The sequence below is a fragment of the Salipaludibacillus agaradhaerens genome (genome assembly GCF_002019735.1).
Taxonomy (GTDB): domain Bacteria; phylum Bacillota; class Bacilli; order Bacillales; family Salisediminibacteriaceae; genus Salipaludibacillus; species Salipaludibacillus agaradhaerens.
This window is the reverse complement of the sequence record NZ_KV917378.1, coordinates 2179544-2197634: the sequence shown is the minus strand read 5'-3', so window position 1 is coordinate 2197634 and position 18091 is coordinate 2179544. Positions and strand designations below refer to the sequence as shown.

General features: G+C 39.3%; 17 protein-coding genes. 11 read left to right on the top strand and 6 right to left on the bottom strand.

What is annotated here, in order from left to right:
- Positions 1-147 precede the first annotated feature (147 nt).
- Positions 148-1308, bottom strand: coding sequence for a cation:proton antiporter (locus tag BK581_RS10315; protein WP_078578086.1), 1161 nt, complete (start codon positions 1306-1308; stop codon positions 148-150).
- A 5-nt stretch (positions 1309-1313) separates the two neighbouring features.
- Positions 1314-1820, bottom strand: a complete 507-nt coding sequence (locus tag BK581_RS10310) for a cation:proton antiporter regulatory subunit (protein WP_245828996.1) — start codon at positions 1818-1820, stop codon at positions 1314-1316.
- Between the two features lie 262 nt (positions 1821-2082).
- On the opposite strand from BK581_RS10310, the gene BK581_RS10305 reads away from it, so the two are divergent.
- From BK581_RS10305 to BK581_RS10280, 6 genes are all read left to right on the top strand, one after another.
- Positions 2083-2946, top strand: coding sequence for a TetR/AcrR family transcriptional regulator (locus BK581_RS10305; protein WP_078578085.1), 864 nt, complete (start codon positions 2083-2085; stop codon positions 2944-2946).
- Between the two features lie 354 nt (positions 2947-3300).
- Entirely contained in the window at positions 3301-4476 is a 1176-nt protein-coding gene (locus BK581_RS10300) for a galactokinase (protein WP_078578084.1), read from the top strand.
- Positions 4477-4490: 14 nt separating this feature from the next.
- Positions 4491-5480, top strand: coding sequence for a UDP-glucose 4-epimerase GalE (galE, locus tag BK581_RS10295; protein WP_078578083.1), 990 nt, complete (start codon positions 4491-4493; stop codon positions 5478-5480).
- 17 nt (positions 5481-5497) lie between these two features.
- Positions 5498-7015 carry a UDP-glucose--hexose-1-phosphate uridylyltransferase gene (galT, locus tag BK581_RS10290; protein ID WP_078578082.1) on the top strand — a complete coding sequence of 506 codons (1518 nt, stop codon included), beginning with the start codon at positions 5498-5500 and terminating at the stop codon, positions 7013-7015.
- Positions 7016-7045: 30 nt separating this feature from the next.
- Complete coding sequence (locus tag BK581_RS10285; RefSeq protein ID WP_078578081.1) at positions 7046-8272, top strand: ROK family transcriptional regulator; 1227 nt, start codon at positions 7046-7048, stop codon at positions 8270-8272.
- Between the two features lie 131 nt (positions 8273-8403).
- The gene (locus tag BK581_RS10280; protein WP_078578080.1) at positions 8404-9168 is read left to right on the top strand and encodes a YtvA family blue-light photoreceptor; all 765 of its coding nucleotides are present in this window, start codon (positions 8404-8406) and stop codon (positions 9166-9168) included.
- A gap of 51 nt (positions 9169-9219) precedes the next feature.
- Here BK581_RS10280 and BK581_RS10275 read toward each other — a convergent pair whose 3' ends face one another.
- On the bottom strand, positions 9220-9627 hold the full coding sequence (locus BK581_RS10275; RefSeq protein WP_078578079.1) for a hypothetical protein: 408 nt from the start codon (positions 9625-9627) through the stop codon (positions 9220-9222).
- Between the two features lie 786 nt (positions 9628-10413).
- Positions 10414-10887, bottom strand: coding sequence for a Dps family protein (locus BK581_RS10270; protein ID WP_078578078.1), 474 nt, complete (start codon positions 10885-10887; stop codon positions 10414-10416).
- A gap of 388 nt (positions 10888-11275) precedes the next feature.
- Between BK581_RS10270 and BK581_RS10265 the strand changes: the two genes are divergently transcribed.
- The 3 genes from BK581_RS10265 (at position 11276) to BK581_RS10255 (ending at position 13812) form a co-directional block, all read left to right on the top strand.
- Positions 11276-11764, top strand: coding sequence for a MarR family winged helix-turn-helix transcriptional regulator (locus BK581_RS10265; protein ID WP_078578077.1), 489 nt, complete (start codon positions 11276-11278; stop codon positions 11762-11764).
- Entirely contained in the window at positions 11751-13142 is a 1392-nt protein-coding gene (locus BK581_RS10260; protein WP_078578076.1) for an MATE family efflux transporter, read from the top strand. The genes BK581_RS10265 and BK581_RS10260 overlap by 14 nt, the downstream gene beginning before the upstream one ends.
- Positions 13143-13323: 181 nt before the next feature.
- Positions 13324-13812: a DinB family protein gene (locus BK581_RS10255; RefSeq protein ID WP_078578075.1), complete on the top strand. Its 489-nt coding sequence runs from the start codon at positions 13324-13326 to the stop codon at positions 13810-13812.
- Between the two features lie 221 nt (positions 13813-14033).
- Here the strand turns inward: BK581_RS10255 and BK581_RS10250 are convergent, their stop codons facing one another.
- Positions 14034-14459, bottom strand: a complete 426-nt coding sequence (locus tag BK581_RS10250; protein WP_078578074.1) for a universal stress protein — start codon at positions 14457-14459, stop codon at positions 14034-14036.
- A 15-nt stretch (positions 14460-14474) separates the two neighbouring features.
- A complete protein-coding gene (locus BK581_RS10245) occupies positions 14475-15938 on the bottom strand; it encodes a SulP family inorganic anion transporter (RefSeq protein ID WP_078578073.1) in 1464 nt (487 codons plus the stop codon).
- Positions 15939-16289: 351 nt separating this feature from the next.
- Between BK581_RS10245 and BK581_RS10240 the strand changes: the two genes are divergently transcribed.
- Positions 16290-17279 (top strand): phosphate/phosphite/phosphonate ABC transporter substrate-binding protein, encoded by a 990-nt coding sequence (locus tag BK581_RS10240; protein ID WP_078578072.1) that lies wholly within the window; start codon positions 16290-16292, stop codon positions 17277-17279.
- Positions 17280-17325: 46 nt separating this feature from the next.
- Positions 17326-18075: a phosphonate ABC transporter ATP-binding protein gene (gene phnC / locus BK581_RS10235; protein WP_078578071.1), complete on the top strand. Its 750-nt coding sequence runs from the start codon at positions 17326-17328 to the stop codon at positions 18073-18075.
- The last annotated feature ends 16 nt before the right edge of the window (positions 18076-18091 follow it).

Sequence of the window (18091 nt, the reverse complement as noted above, 5' to 3'; positions counted from 1 at the left end):
TTCTGACTGAGCTTTACAAAGGCAGAATCAGTTGAAGACGAGCCCCACGGAAAGCGGCCATCTGTAGTGAAAAGAATCATAACTTTCGAAAATAACGATGTAACCATGATTTATGAAATCGATTCAACTATATAATTAAAAACTTTCTCACATGGCACTTTGTTCTCGTAATTTTTTTCGTCCATATAGCTTACGAGATATCATCGGGGCACATTGAAATAAAATGATACCGATAATAGCAGATGATAAAATGAAGACACTACTGAATGCTTTAATCGAACCAGCGGCAAGGGTAGCGATAATAATAGAAAACTCCCCTCTTTGTGTGAGTGAAAGGCCTGCTCTTAATGACACTCTCTTGGACAAACCATACCATTGACCACCGATAAATCCAACAATGATCTTTGCAGCGATTGACCAAACAGTAATAAGTAATAGTAAGCCAACCATCGGAATGCCTTCACTAAAGCTGATCGTCGTCCCGAAATATAAGAAGAAAAGCGGTAATAATAGATCTCTAAATTGAACAACAAGTTTTTCAAGTTCGTGGGTTCTACGGACTTCTGCTAACATAATGCCAGCTAAAAATGCGCCTAGTACTTCTGATAAATCAAGATATAAAGCTAATCCGCCATACGAAAGGGCGACACCGATAACGAATAAAATAAAGACATCTGACGTCATATGGCGGTCGAAAAAAGGCCCTAGCTTACTAAACAGGAAGTAACCAAGTAACACAGCACCGGCAACTAATAAAATTACTTTTAATACTAGTATTGATAACGTGCCAGTTGTAATAGCTGTTCCTGCTGTGAGTCCAACGAGAACCGCTACTAGAATAGGTGCGACTAAGTCTTCAAAAATGAGAAGTCCGAGCATAAATTCTGATTCAGGATTGGCCATGCGTTTTGAACTTTCCAGCATTTTTGCTGTAATCGAAGAGCTGGTGGCATAAGCAACGCCTCCAATGAGTAAAGAAGAAATCACGTCTACACCCATTAAAAGGCATATACCGGTAGTGATGCCGAAGCTTAACACTACATCCAGGATACCAGCCCCCATCACTTTTTTAGCCACACTCATTAATTGTTTAATTGGAAATTCCATACCTAACATAAAGAAAAGTAATACAATGCCTATTTCTCCTGCAAAATGTAAGGTGTGTGATTCATATAAAAAACCACTAACAACAATTCCTAATAAAATATAAACGATGACATCGGGAATCTTCATTTTTGCACCAAAAAAGCCTGTGAAAAATAAAAGAAGAAGAACGATTCCAGCTCCAAATAATTCAGGAAGAGCCATAACTATTAATCATCCTCACTTTCACAAAGGTCAATGAATGCTTCGACAGGATCCCTTTTTCCCACAATCATAATTGTATGACCTTGTTGCATCGCCATATCATTTGGTGGGTCCACTTCAAACTCGTCATCATGGAAAATACCGACGATGGAGACACCACTAGGCAACATGTTTGTGAGTGTCTCATATGACGCCCCTAATAATGATGATTTCTTACTTATCTCAAGCCATTCAACAATCACTTTTTTACGTAAGATTTGTAGCCTTTCTATTTTTTCATTCATAACTGGATCCAGTGTGGCACTTAATAATTGTGTGCCTAAATGTCTCGTTTCTTCAGATGACAAATCAAAGGTAAAGACTGCTTCGTCATCGTCGGCATCTTCGAAGAAATAGAGTTCACGTTTCCCGCTATGGTGAATGACCATCCCCATCATTTGGTTCTTTCCGTTAATGAAAGTTAATTTCTTACCGACTCCCGGTAAATCGACCATTTTAAATTTCATGAGCATCACACATCCCTCTAGTAATTAACATCTACTTCTAACTATCGTAGCCATTTTTTAAGTAAAGTGATTATCGTCTTCATACATACGATTAGGTAGTTGCTTGTATCATTATTTGACTATCTGGTCATTTTAATTAGTTTAGCCTAACACATTTATTATAGCAAGAAAAATCTTCTTTTTGACGGTCTATTTTAATAAAGGTATACTGATAATGACCGATGAGTCAATAAATGTGAGAGCAAGGGTATAAAAAGGGGGGATCTCCGTGGATCAGCATAAAGAGGAGCGTATTCAGGAAGCGGGCATGAAGCTTTTCTCTGAAAAAGGCTTTGAGGCTACTTCTGTTCAAGATATCGTAGATGAATGTGGCATTTCTAAAGGATCCTTCTATTCGTATTTTAAATCAAAGGATGCATTGTTAGTCACTATATTAACGCATCACTATCGCATGATTGAAAAACGTATACAAGAAGTAGATCATATGAAGCTACAACCAAGAGAAACTTTCATTGTGCAATTGACTCACCTTTATGAAGGGATCTATAAACATAGAGAATTTATAATCACCTATGCTTATGAACAAATTACACGGTTAAATGCCACCGTTAAAAGAAGGATCTTGCATATACAAACTAAAAGAAGAGCATTTTATCGCCGTGGTTTACAGATGATATATGGCGAACAAGTGACACCCTATTTGTGGGATTTGGCTATTATGTTAGAAGGTATAGCACATACATTCATACGCATGCTTTTACAAAATGGCAGGGAGCTACAGATAGAAAAGTTAGTAAAATATATCGTAAATCGCATAGATAATATTGTAGAAGGAATGATTAATAGTAACGAAAAGCCTCTCTTACAAGAGAGCGACGTGAATCCTCCTCGAAATATGGGGAACGTGTCACTTACGGGTGCTAGGCTCACCGAGCTCGTAACGATAATAAAGGATGAGCTACGGAAAAGTTCTCAGAACGAAAACTATCTAGTCTCACTCGACGTGATAGAAGAGGAACTGGATCGAGAAACACCTAGATATCCTGTTATTAAAGGCATGTTATCTAATCTAGAAGATATTAATATTAAAGAGGTAGAGATTTATATAGAAGAACTTAAACGTTCATTATAGAATGTTGCCCTGATTTTTAGAGTACAGACACTCAAAGCATTGTGAAAAGCTATGGGAAAACGTACTTGCGATGATGTAAAGGCAAAGCGTGCTGCTTAACGAGCTGTTTTGAGGAGTTTGTCTCAACAATCGAATATTTTACATTAGGAGACATCCAATCAGTGCGTTCTCTTAAATGACTCCTTAAAAATTTCATTATAATATGTGATTTAAAGGCTCCTAGTGTAAAAAATAAATAAATTTATGAATACATATTTCATCTTTTACAGCCATTGTATATAATAGCATTATAGATAGTTAATTAAATAAATTAATAAAGAAAGTAGAGGGAAATTTAATTGAGGGAGTGGTTTTATGCTGGAAGCGTTAGTGAAAGGGTTTCAGGAAACATTTAAGACAAATGAGAAACCCAGGGTTTTCTTTTCTCCTGGGAGAGTTAATTTAATTGGCGAACATACAGATTACAATGGTGGCTATGTGTTTCCATGTGCCTTGAGTGTTGGCAACTATGTGGCTATTCAACCTCGTGACGATCGTAAGCTGCGATTTTTTTCAGCTAACTTTGAAGAATTAGGTATTATTGATGGCCATTTAGATGCGTTAGCATTTCGTGATCAGGATGACTGGGCCAATTATCCAAAGGGTGTCCTTACCGTTCTTGAGCAAGCAGGTTACAAAGGTGAAAAAGGCTTCGATGCTTACTTTTACGGAAATATTCCTAACGGAGCAGGACTCTCCTCCTCAGCTTCAATTGAATTGGCCATGGCGGTATCATGGGATGCAATGAATGACTTTGGCATCGACCGTGTTGATATGGTAGAACTTTGTCAAAGAGCAGAAAATGAGTATATTGGTGTTAATTGCGGTATTATGGATCAGTTTGCTATTGGGATGGGAAAGGAAGATCATGCTATTTTGCTCGATTGTAACACATTAGAATACAAGTATGCCCCTATGAAACTTGATGGGTTTAAGCTTGTGATTGCCAACACTAATCAACGAAGAGGCTTGGCAGACTCTAAATATAATGAACGGCGTCAGGAATGTGAAAAAGCGTTGGCAGACCTTCAACAAGCTGTATCGATTAGATATTTATGTGAACTTACTCCAGATCAGTTTGACACTTATCAGTCAAAGATAACGGATACTATAGCGAAGAAGAGAGCGAGGCATGCTGTGGAAGAAAATGCCCGTACAATTGAGGCTCACAAAAAATTAAATGAAGGTGATTTAGTGACATTTGGTGAGCTGATGAACGCCTCTCATCGGTCACTTAAGGACGATTATGAAGTGACTGGCGAACATTTGGATGCACTTGCAGAATCTGCGTGGCAAGAAGAAAATGTATTGGGTGCGCGTATGACAGGCGCAGGTTTTGGTGGTTGTACTGTTAACCTTGTCAAAGAAGAGGGGTTAGATGAAACACTTGAACGTATTGCGAAAGCTTATAAACAAAGAACGGGCACAGAGACGACATTTTATGTAGCTGATATTGGCGGAGGAACTCAGGAGCTTACAAAGCTTAAATAAGGAAGGTGATGCATATGGCAGTATTAGTGTGTGGTGGAGCAGGTTATATAGGTAGTCACGCAGTAGCAGAATTAATAGCTGCAGGTGAAGACGTCGTTGTCATTGATAATTTACAAACTGGCCATGCAGGAGCTGTGTTAAAGGAAGCCGTTTTTTATAAAGGGGATTTACGTGATGAATCGCTATTAGATACGGTTTTTACTCAGCATAAGATAGACTCTGTTCTCCATTTTGCAGCAGATTCTCTCGTCGGAGTCAGTATGGAAAAGCCACTTGATTATTATGACAATAATGTAGGAGGGGCATTATCCTTAGTGAAAAAAATGTATCAACACAATGTGAAGCATATTGTGTTTTCTTCAACAGCTGCCACATATGGTGAGGCGGAAAATGTGCCAATTAAAGAAGAAGAACCAACAAAACCGACAAATCCATACGGTGAAACTAAGTTAGCCATAGAAAGAATGCTAGCGTGGTGTTCTGAAGCTTATGATATGACTTATGTAGCGCTTAGATACTTTAATGTGGCAGGGGCCCATCCAGTACAGGATATCGGTGAGGATCATAAACCGGAAACGCACCTCATCCCGATCGTCATGCAAGTGGCTCTTGGACAACGTGACAAAATAATGGTGTTCGGCGATGATTACCCCACAGAGGACGGCACGTGTATTCGTGACTATATTCATGTGAACGATTTAATTCAAGCCCATCTACTTGCCTTAACCTATTTAAGAGAAGGTGGGTCTTCTAATACGTTTAATCTTGGTAACGGTCAAGGATTCAGTGTGAAAGAAGTCATTGATACAGTGGAAAAAGTGACAGGACAAGACATTTCCCGGGAAATTGCTCCGAGAAGAAGTGGTGACCCAGCCGTTCTTGTAGCCTCTTCAGAGAAAGCACGATCAACTCTCGGTTGGACACCACAATATGCAGACTTAGAAACGATTATTGAAACAGCATGGCAATGGCATCAGCGCCACCCTGAAGGTTATGACTCTTAAAAAAGGAGGTTGAGAACATGATTGATAAGTATTTAAACGAACTTATACACTATGCTGTAAGGAAAAAATTGATTGAAGCAGAGGATGCTGATTTTTGTAAAAATCAACTGATAGCTATACTTCAATTAGCCGAATCACGTATCTCACCCCTCGACTATGAATCAGAAGATCTAGCGCTCCCTATTATTTTAGACGAGATTCTAAATTGGGCTGCTGAAAATGGAATAATAAACAATAATACAGTGACAGAACGTGATTTGTTAGATACAAAGCTAATGGCTGTGTTTATGAAACGGCCATCGGAAGTAATGGCTGATTTTCATGAATTAAAACGGGATGAAAATGTAGAAGAGGCAACTGCCTGGTTTTATGAATTGAATAAAGATATTCATTATATAAGACGTGATCGGATCGAAAAAAATGTCAGCTGGCGAACTGAGACAGAGTACGGTAAGCTGGACATAACGATTAATCTTTCAAAACCGGAAAAAGACCCTAAAGAAATAGAAGCGGCAAAACAAGCTGCAACGGCTAATTATCCCTCTTGCGTTTTATGCAAAGAGAACGTGGGTTATGAAGGGCGGTTAAACCATCCAGCTCGTCAAAATTTACGTACGATACCAGTACAGTTACAGGGGGAGGAATGGCACCTTCAATTCTCACCATACGTCTATTACCATGAACATGCCATTGTGTTATCAGCGAAGCATGAACCAATGAGAATAACGGGCAAAACATTTTATAGGCTCCTTGACTTTGTCAATCAATTTCCTCACTACTTTATAGGTTCTAATGCAGATCTTCCTATAGTTGGCGGCTCGATTTTAAGTCACGATCATTATCAAGCAGGGAAGTACGAATTTCCAATGGCGCGAGCGGAGGAAGAGGAATCAGAGACGCTTCGTGATTTTGAAGATGTGATAGTCAGTAAGTTGAGATGGCCGATGTCGGTCATAAGAGTAAAAGGAAAAAATAAAGAAAAAGTGGCTGAAGCGTGTCATATGATTTTTCAAAAATGGTCTGTCTATAATGATGAAAGTGTCGACATTATTTCTACTACTGGAGATATACCGCATCATACGGTAACACCAATAGCACGTATGAGAGATGGAAAATTTGAAGTGGATATCGTATTGCGGAACAACCGTACGTCTGAAGACCATCCGATGGGAATTTTTCATCCGCATGATCATGTCCATCATATTAAAAAAGAAAACATCGGATTAATTGAAGTGATGGGATTGGCCGTTCTTCCAGGCAGGTTAAAAGACGAGTTAGAAGAACTTACAGCCGCTCTTCTCACAGCGAATCCAGAAAAGGACATTGCTTCACGCGCCCCAATTGCAAAGCATTTAAATTGGGCTCTAGAATTAAAACGACGTCATCCAGATATGAATCAAACTAACGCTCAGCCTATTTTAAAAGAAGCGCTTGGAGATGTTTTCAAAACCATTCTTACACATTCAGGGGTGTTCAAACGAGACAAAAAAGGGCAGGCGGCATTTTTGACATTTATGAGAAGTCTCACGTCATAGCGATGACGTTGAAAAAGGGAGAGGGATAGAATGGCAACACATTTAACAGGAAGTTTTCAATTGATGAAATCATTAAATCGCTCACTTATCTTAAATATTATTCGAACCAGTGGTGCCATTCCCCGATCAGAAATTGCCAAACAAACGGGGTTAACCCCTCCCACGGTAACGAATATTGTCAGTGAACTTCTTGATGAGGAATTAGTAGTAGAAAGTCGAGCAGGTTCTTCAAATGGTGGACGAAAGCCAATATTACTCACGATTAATTCAGATAGTCGTTACATTATAGGTGTGGACGTAGGTGTCAAAAAAGTGAGATTGGCACTCACTAATCTGGATGCAAACGTAATACAACGTAAACTTCTTCCAATGCCACATACACATGCGCTAACAACAGAGCGCTTCCTAGACCTTTTGTTGCAAGGGATCGATACTTTTCTTACTGAAAACATAACTCAGAAAAGCAAAATAATAGGGATTGGCGTAGCGATGCATGGTATTGTTGATCATGAAGAAGGGGTCGCTATCCATGCTCCTACATTGAAACTTGAACATGTCCCTGTTAAACAGGTGTTGGAACAGGCATTCAATCTCCCGGTCAGAGTAGAAAATGATGCGAAAGCACTCGCCCTAGGCGAAAAGTGGTTTGGGGCAGGAAGAGACGTCGATCATTTTGTCTGTTTAAATGTTGGGGAAGGTATTGGTGGAGGAATTATTTTAAATGATCAATTGTTCCATGGCAATAATAGCCTCGCTGGTGAAATTGGTCATACAAGAATAGATATTAACGGCCCAAAATGTTCTTGTGGAAACAATGGATGCTTTCAGACGTTAGCCTCTGGCCAGGCAGTCAAGGAACGAGCTCATACTTATATTAAAGAAGGAAAAAAGACGTCGCTAGTAGCGCAAGCAGGAGAAGATTTGAAAGCCTTGGACGGCCAACTCATCTTTAAATGTGCTGAAGAAGGCGATGAAATAGCTAGGCAGGTTCTGGAAGAAACAGGGACGTTTCTAGGGTTTGGGTTACTAAACATTATCCATTTTCTTAATCCTAGTATGGTGATTATTGGCGGCGGTGTTTCTAAATCCGGCAAATGGATTCTCGAACCGGCTAAAGATGTGATTCAATCTCATGCGTTAACTCATGAAGCGGCTAAAACGACAATTGTCGTATCTGAGTTAGGTGACGAAGGGTCATTAATCGGTGCCTGTACACTCGTATTATCAGAACTCTTTTCTCATGTTCACAGCAAGTGAAAGAACATATAATGCGCTAAATAAGGCTACTGTCATATGCGTGAGCTCTGACCGTGTTTTAAGCCCCTTTTTCTGGTATGATGGATGAAGAATAATCCTTAAGTTACATATTTAATGAGGAGAGACCTATCATGCCTAACATTCAGAACTTAAAGAACAAAATATTAGAAAAAACTCATTTAGTTTTCATTGTGACAGACCCAGATCAAGAGGATAATCCCATTATCTATGCCAATGAAGGATTTACGGCTTTAACAGGGTATTCTCAAGAGGAGGTCATTGGACAAAATTGCCGCTTACTTCAAGGTGAGGATACCGATCCAGAAACAGTATATAAATTAAATGAGGCAATAAAAAATCGCCAAGCCGTTTCTGTTCAAATCTTAAATTACAAAAAGAATGGTGAGTCTTTTTGGAACCTGCTCCATATAGACCCGATTTATTTAGAGGAAGAGGATAAACATTATTTTGTCGGTATTCAAAAGGATATTACAGATGTGAAACTAGCAGAACAACAATTGGCAAAATACCATCGTGAAATTGAACTTCTTTCAGTTCCTCTCGTACCAGTGAAAGTAGGGGTTTCTGTCTTGCCATTAATCGGAGATATTGATGAACGTCGCGTAGAGATTATTGTCAATAATGTTTTAACTGAAATGGAGAAGGATGAGATAGAGACACTTATTCTTGATTTTTCAGGGTTTACGAATATGGACGAGAGTGCAACGACCGGCATTTTCCAACTCAATGATTTATTAAAGTTAAAAGGAATACACTTAATCATAACAGGCATTACACCGAAAATTGCTATGAGAACAAATCGCTATAACATCGATTTATCTCGTTTTACGACATTTGGCTCAGTGAAACAAGCTGTGGAGGCTCTTGAAAACTAAAAGGAACAGTAAGGAGCGTCCAAATACGGACGCTCCTTACTGTTCCAGCATTTAACCATTGGTAGTGGGATCTCCTTCAGTATCAGGCTGTAATAGGGTAAGGAGAAGAAAAAAGATGAAGCTTAAGGAAAGAATCGAACCGCTAACGATATAAAAAATGAGTGAGAATGTTTCAGGAAGAGGGATTGTCCCAACCATGAAGACATACATGCCTGCATTTAAACCGAAAGTCCCAATTAAAGCAGTCCAAACATGAAGCGTTGCTAACAGTTTATGTTTAGGTTTATAAATTTTATAAAAAAGACTCCAAGCAAATAATGTTAGCCATCCAACGACGAGGACATGGGCATGGACAGGTCTTAATGCATAAGAACCAGCCCCTGCCATATGCCCACCCATCATAACGCCAATAACGCCAAATAAGGCAGAGGCAATAAGTAATTTTTTACTATGTGACATATAATCGCTCCTTTAATAGAAATAAAGTTTTATTTTAACATGTGGGAGGAGGAGGTATAAAAGAAAATGTGCGGTTATGGTATATGATAACTTCTTTAATGATAGACGTCATGTGTGAATGAACCAGGTAATATCACAAATTGGAAAAAGCAGGAGTCCCTAAGGATCCTGCTTTTTATCGGTTTCAGAATAGTTTTTTAAATGGTGTTCATATGTTAGTTATCGCTATGATAAAATCTTTGATTAAATACACGCCGCGGTAAATTCCTGCAGCAGAAGTCTTGTATTACTTAAATAATGAAAGCCCTGCCTCTCTTTCATCCTTGCGGTTCCGTAACCGCGCCAGTGTAACTTTTGGCGTTTCCACGTATTCGCAGGATTCCAGAAGGTTAGTTATAACCTAATGAATATAATCAGTGTCACTTGACATAGTCGGTTCATCATAACGACGCACCTTCTTCAACCAAAACCAATCTTAACATAATGACATATAAAAGTCAATATATTTCCAAATATAACTAAAATGGTCCGTGACAATAGTTTTTGGAGCCTTTTTTCATTCACAGGGAAGGTCACGTCTTCTGAATAGAGTGGGGTGGGATAAATTGCCCAAGGAAAGGCTGATACAGTTGTTTCCTGATATAACCTGCCGTTTTGTTTCAGCAACTATTGAGTACAATAGCTGCGAGTCAGATAAATCAAGCTGCGAGTCAGATAAATCAAGATGTTAATACAAGACATAAATGAAACCGACACCTGATGCAGGTGTCGGAAAGTTTATATCAATTAAACTGTTGTACGGCGTCTAGAGCTTCTTTTATTACCTAGATAAGCGTTCAGCATCCAAATGTGTTGTTCAATTGAGGATTTAATGGCAATGAACATGTCCGCTGTCACATTATCATGGTTATCTTCAGCTACTTCGATAAGTTGTGCTGATTCGTCACTAATTGTTTCAAAATCTTTTACTAACGCTGCTACCATGTCAGCTGGTGTTTCATCACCTGTCGCTTCTTTGATAGTTGCTTCATTCAAATACTCTTTTAAAGTAGCAATTGGGCTTTCACCGATTGTTAATATCCGTTCTGCAATCTCATCAATATTTGTGGCAGCTTCGTTGTAAAAAGCTTCAAATTTCTCATGAAGTGTAAAAAAGCTTGGACCAGTAACATACCAGTGGTAATTGTGGAGCTTTGTGTTTAATACATTCCAATTCGCTAATTGCTTATTCATTTCTTGTGTTAAATTTTTGTTTGCCATAGTTAAAGCACTCCTTTAGTTGTTATCCTTTTATTATCTCTTTTATATTTAATAGTATATATCAAATTAAAAATAAAATCAAATAATAATTATTATAAATAAGGAATATTGATGAGGAAAAAATCGTTAACATATTTACTCATTTATTTCCCTATGGTTGTGACCATTAAACACAGTCATTTAACAAGGCTAAGAGTAAGAGGTGATGGTTCATCTATTATCCCTTACTTACCTCACTCCTATTCTCCTACTTAGTTTAATGAAAGCTTATGAATGATATTTTTTAGAAGGGAATGAAAAAGAACTATGTTAAATAGGGTGAAATTTATTGCACTTCTCATAAACCATTTGATATAGTAAGTAAGTCAATTACTTAGGGGGCTAACTAATGGATCAAAAGATAGAGGATTTTGCAGGCTATCAGCTGAGTGTTGTCTCACATTTTATCCATAATCAACATAATCGTTATCTAGCGGACTATGGCGTTACAAGAGCACAGGCGAAAGCTCTTTATTTATTAGCAAAGCACGGCGACTTAACACAATCTGACTTGCAAAAACGCCTTTACATCCAAGCATCAACAATGAATGGGATAGTAGAGTCGTTGTTAAAGAACATGCTTATTAAAAAGGATGCTAGCGAAGCTGATCGACGCACTAAAGTGATTAGTCTTACAAATAAGGGAAAAAAATTAGAAAAAGATTTAGCTAATGAAATTAAACGTGTTGAAAAGCAGTTACTAACAGGTTTTTCAGAAGAAGAAAAGAGCATGCTGATAAATTGGCTAAAATTAATGAAGCAAAATTTACAAGCGATGACAGACGATGTCTCGTCACAGGCTGTTAAGAAAGAAGGGAACACCCATGAAACAAAGTGATCAAAGTATGCAGTTAGGAACAGAACCTATTCCTAAGTTGCTTAGAAAATTATCTATTCCCGCAATTATTGGCATGCTTGTTATGTCTATTTATAATGTGGTTGATACTATTTTTATTTCCTACGCAGTAGGGATTGATGGTGTCGCTGCAGTCACCATTGCTTTTCCAATTATGCTAATAGTAATGGCTGTAGCTGCCGCACTCGGTATCGGGGGGGCTTCACTCATTTCTCGAAGACTAGGTGAACAACGAGAAGCAGAGGCAAACCGTGTGTTCAACACTGTCATATCATTAGTTGTTATAGTGAGTATGGCCGGGGTTATAAGCTCATTTACCATCTTGGAGCCTATCCTCCGCATGTTTGGGGCTACCCCAGAGCTTATGCAAGGTGCTCATGATTATATTTTTCCAATTATGTTAGGTACCGTCTTTTTCTCGTTTGCGTTCGCTACCAACGCCATTATTCGTTCAGAAGGAAATTCGAAATTTGCGATGATGACGATGATCGTGCCGGCTGTCCTTAATATTATTCTCGACCCGATTTTTATCATCTGGTTGGATATGGGGGTTCAAGGTGCCGCAATCGCCACCGTTTTGGCACAGGCAAGTATTTCATTTATAGTCTTATGGTACTTCTTAAGTGGTAAAAGCTCATTGTTGATTGTCGTGAAAGAAATGCTGCCTCGTTGGTCGATTACGAAAGAAGTGGTGGTTATTGGCATGCCAGCGTTTGTCCGCCAAGTGGCCGGCAGTGTGATGATGGTAGCCATCAACAGTATGCTAATCATTCATGGCAGTGAATTTTATGTTGGCGTTTTCGGTATCGTGCAGAGGGTTTCCATGTTTGCTCTTATGCCGATGATGGGGATACTTCAAGGAATGCAACCAATTGTCGGGTACAATTTTGGGGCGAAACAATTAGAGCGCATGCGAGAAACGATCTTAGTAGGATTTAAAGTCGTGACCGTTTTTTCCATTGCTGTTTTTATTATTATGATGGCTTTTCCAAATGTGTTAATGAGAGTGTTTACTGCTGATACAGCAGTTATTGAGACAGGATCAATAGGAATGCGCATTATATTTGCGTGCGCCTTCTTAATAGGGGCGCAAGTTGTAAGTGGTGGTTTATATCAGGCGTTGGGGAAAGCAAAGCCAGCTCTTATATTGTCGATGGCCCGTCAGATTTTGTTCTTAGTGCCTCTCGTCTTAATCTTACCGCAGTTTTTCGGGGTTTGGGGTGTGTTTATTGCCTTTCCTTTAGCGGATATATTGGCATTTGCTCTTTCAATTTTCTTTATGTATAAAGACCGTAAGCTCTTCTTTACCGGGGGGGAAGAAGAGATAGCATTTGAAAATAAGCAGCCGGCGTCTTCCTGAACTCACACGGCTAAACAAGTGTATGTGAAAAGATAGACCTAGTAAAGAGATTGAGATTAATGAAGGTGTACGAATAGTTCCTAATCCATCAGCCTTTAAACTGATGGGTTTCCTAGTTAGTGCAGTTGATTAGAAGAAAGCCTATTTTCAACATTGACATCTAAGAAAAGAGTTGATTTTCATGCAAAAGCATAAAAGGGAAATGATCAACCATCAGTTAGAGGCAATCAAATTTGTTAACTCTTTACGAGCTTTAAGGGACGAATTATGGAGAAGTGAAATTAGCGAAGGTAAATGGACGATCGCTGAAATCATCGGGCATTTTAAGCCATGGGATGAATTCGTGCTCTATCAGCGATTACCCTATATATTTTTAGAAAAAGCCCTGCCGGAAGCACCAGACCCACAAATAACAAATACTATGGCAGCTTCTATTAGTAGAGCTGAGCCGCAGCAAGTCACGATTGATAAGTTTATTCTTAATAGAAAAGGCATTTATAAAGTGATTAAGGAAATACCTGATAGTCAATTAAGTGCCACGTTTTTGTTGGGTGATAAATCGCTATCATTGTATGACTATTTGAGCTACTTAGCGGACCATGATCGTCATCACTTTAATCAAATTGAGAGGGTTATTAATGGCAGGAGTCATTTGCAGAAGCTAAGCTAATACTTTGTTTGAAGTACTGTTTGTCGTCGCACTATTTACTAGTCTATTATAGAAAAAGCGTTAGAAGGATAGTGAGAGGAAACCAAATTCGCCACACTAAATCTTCTTTTTATCTTAACTGAACATAGATTTGTTAAACGACAGTAAACGCGTTGATTAATAAACTATAAAATCCCGGTACAGGCTGATCTGTACCGGGATTGATTATGTCATATAGCGCGTTATTTCACCATGAGAACAGGGGCTTTAACGTGCTTAATCACTTTATGGCTGACACTGCCTAAAACCATCGTTTGCACTGTCCCAAGACCTCGGCTCCCAATAACTAAAGCGTCATAATCGCCATTGTTCGCGTGCGCAATAATGGATTCGGCTGCGCCATTGCTACCGTGTAAAATTGTCGTTTTAGTAGCAATTCCAGCTTCTCTGATCTTGTTTTCAAATGGTTGAAGCATTTCCTGCCGTTTACGAGACGCGCTGTCTGAATCACCGTAGTGTAACACATCTGTCTTCGATTTACTACCTGCTACAACGTAAAGAATCTCAATTGATGCATTTTCTTCTAATAGAGCGAGAGAAATGGCTTTATCCGCAGCCCGTATAGAGTGGTCAGAGCCATCAATCGCTAGTAATAAGTTCTTAAACATCGTTTTCCCCCCGTTTTAATGCCCTGACGCTTTACTTAAGCCACCGATACGGTTGATTAAATCGTTACTTTCTTTGTTCATACCTATTAATTCTACGGCAATGTTTCGTTGCTCAAATTTACTTTCAATTTTGTCGATGGCACCGACCGCAGAATCATCCCATAAGTGGGCATTGGAAATATCAAGCACAACTTTATCTACATTATCATTATAATCGATTTTTTCCAGGAAATCTGTCACAGAGGCAAAAAACAATTGACCGTGAATATGATACGTTCTAACGTTTTTCTCTGAATTCAAAAACGTTTCCACACGAATTTTAGATACCTTCCATGCAAAGAAAAAGGCACTTAATACAACACCGGCTAGTACACCGATAGATAGGTCATGTGTATAAACGACTGTACTAACAGTGACGATCATGACCACGGCATCGGTACGTGGGATCTTGTGAATGTTTTTCACTGATGACCAGTCAAAAGTACCTATGGATACCATGATCATGACACCGGCGAGTGCCGCCATCGGAATTTGCACCACAACACCACCGAGTACGATGATAAGAAACATTAAGAACCCGCCAGCAACGAGTGATGATAACCGCCCGCTTCCACCGGACTTTACGTTAATAACAGACTGACCGATCATAGCGCAACCTGCCATCCCACCAAAACATCCAGTAATAATATTGGCTATACCTTGCCCACGGCTTTCCTTGTTTTTATTACTCTCAGTATCTGTCATATCATCCACAATGGAAGCTGTTAACAAAGACTCTAGTAAGCCAACAATGGCTAAAGCAATAGAATAAGGAAGAATAATCATAAGTGTTTCAACGTTTAATGGAATAGTTGGAAAAGCAAACATAGGTAAAGACTGGGTTAACGTTCCCATATCTCCTACTGTACGAATACCCATATTCATTGTGATAGCGATGGCTGTCACAATGATAATAGCGACCAATGTTGACGGAACCGCCTTTGTAAATCGTGGGAGGATATATATAATCGCTAGCGTTAACGCCACTAACGCATACATAATCCATGTTTCTCCAACAAAATGCTGCAATTGTGCTGTGAAAATTAAAATTGCTAGTGCATTAACAAAGCCGATCATCACGGAACGAGGAATGAATTTCATAAAAACGGAAAGTTTAAATACTCCGAATAACAATTGAATAATTCCTGTTAAAATAGTGGCGGCCAATAAATATTCCAGCCCGTGATCTGCCACAAGGGTAGTCATTAGCAAAGCCATGGCCCCAGTAGCCCCGGAAATCATCCCAGGTCTCCCTCCTATAAACGCAATAACAACAGCGATACAAAATGCTGCATACAAACCTACCATCGGGTCGACCCCCGCAATGATTGAGAAGGCAATAGCTTCAGGAATAAGGGCGAGAGCAACAACGATCCCTGCAAGGACATCACCTCTCACATTTCCAAGCCATTCATTTTTCAGTTTTTCTACGTAACTCACACGTGCACCTCTTTCAATTGTTTTTAGTTAAAAATAGGTGAGCTTCTCCGTAAGAAGCTCGGTCGGCAAGAACAAGAGAAGTTTAACAGGTTTTCTGAAAAACACAAAATGCCATGTAATCGTGTATCATCTCACTTATTCTCTCTTTAACTTCGTTTTTCGCTTAATAAGTCATCTGTTCATTGAAATGACATATGTATTATGACAATTTATTTATATATCTTAACACTAGCTCCAATATTTTCACCTAAACCATACATTCTCTCAAACTTCTGTTAACACGTTTTCGATACGATAAGGAGCGTAGCAATTGATCGTATTTAAACGAAAACAAGGAGGAGATTTGCAATTATGTCAAAGGTTTATTTAAGTTTAACTGCTTTTATCATGTTAATAGTCATGTCTGCGTGTGGAGAGAACTCTGAACCTTCTGCTGACGAAACAGAAAGCAGTGAGGGAAATAATGATGCTGTGGAGGCAGCAAGTGATGAGCGAGAAGGATGGCCAGAAACGTTCATTTTTGGTCTTTTGCCGATAGAAGATCAAGGAGAGTTAATGAAGCGTCATGAGCCGTTAATCAGTTATTTAGAAGATGAGCTAGGTATCGATGTGGAATTTTACAATGCTACGAGCTATACAGCTCTCATTGAGGCGATGGCAAATGGTCATCTGCATGCCTCTACCTTCGGGCCTTTCTCATATCTAGTAGCGCATGAAAGAGCGAATGGTGAAGCCTTTGCTATTCCTGTAAATGAAGAAGGAGGAACGGCAGAAGATATTTATTACTATGCGCAAATGATTACCTTGGAGGAACATAACATTGACGCTCTAGCAGACATTGAAGGTCAATCATTAGCATATGCCGATCCTGCATCAGCATCTGGTCATCTATTTCCAAAAGCGATGTTAATTAATGAACTAGGTTTAACCTTAGATAATGTGGATGAGTTCCCTTCTGATGTGGTGTTCTCAGGAAGTCATGAAGCGTCATTATACTCTGTCTTGAATGGAGATGTAAAAGCTGCTGGCGTGTGTAGCACATGCATAGAACTCGTATTTGAAAGAGTTGAAGACCATGAAAACTTTGATCAATTAAAAGTTTTTCATGAGTCAGAACCAATTCCAGGCGGCCCTTATGTGATTCAAGGAGATTTACCTGATTCTTTTAAACAAGCGGTTAAGGAAGCCTTTTTAACGATGGGAGACAGTGAAGTAGGACAAGAATTTCTTGAAGCAAATGAGTATCATGGCGGCTTTTTTGAAATCGATCATGACACATACGATGTTGTTCAAGAAACAGCAGAAGCTCTAGGGATGAGTCCGGAAGAATTGTTGGAATAATGCTTCCCCTGTTTAGACATGTAGATTTAGAAAGGAAGATGGCGCGATGCAAGAAACACTATTAGAGGTAAAGAACGTCACCATGGTTTTTCCAGATGGCACTGAAGCATTAAAAGGCATTAACTTTACAATAAAAAAGGGTGAGCTTGTTTCAATTATCGGGCCAAGTGGGGCCGGGAAAAGCACACTTATGAGGTCTCTCAATCTCCTTAATAAGCCGACCGATGGCAGTATTTCATTTGAAGGAGAAGATGTGATTGCTGCTAAAGGGCGACAGTTACGACACATTCGCAGAAGGATTGGCATGGTCTTTCAGCATTTCAATCTCGTTAAACGCTCTCCAGCTTATTTAAATGTTTTGCATGGACGTCTCGGTTATGTATCAACAATTAAAGGCGGTTTAGGACGGTTTTCTGAAGCAGATACGCGGGGAGCATTAGAGATCTTACGACGGGTTGGTTTGGAAGATCAGGCGTTTAAACGGGCGGACGAATTATCTGGAGGTCAACAGCAACGGGTGGGGATAGCACGAGCAATTGCGCAATCACCCTCATTACTATTGGCTGATGAACCGATTGCAAGTCTTGATCCATCTTCTTCTGAAAATGTCATGGCCTATTTAAAAAGTGTCTGTCAGGAAGATGGCCTGACGTCAATCGTAAATCTTCACCAAGTAGATTTTGCGAAGCAATTTGCAGATAGAATTATTGGTGTGAAGGCAGGAGAAATAGTGTTTGATGGCACGCCAAGAGAACTAACTGATGGCATCACTGACTATCTTTATTATTCCGCGTAAGGAGGGTAAGACAAGA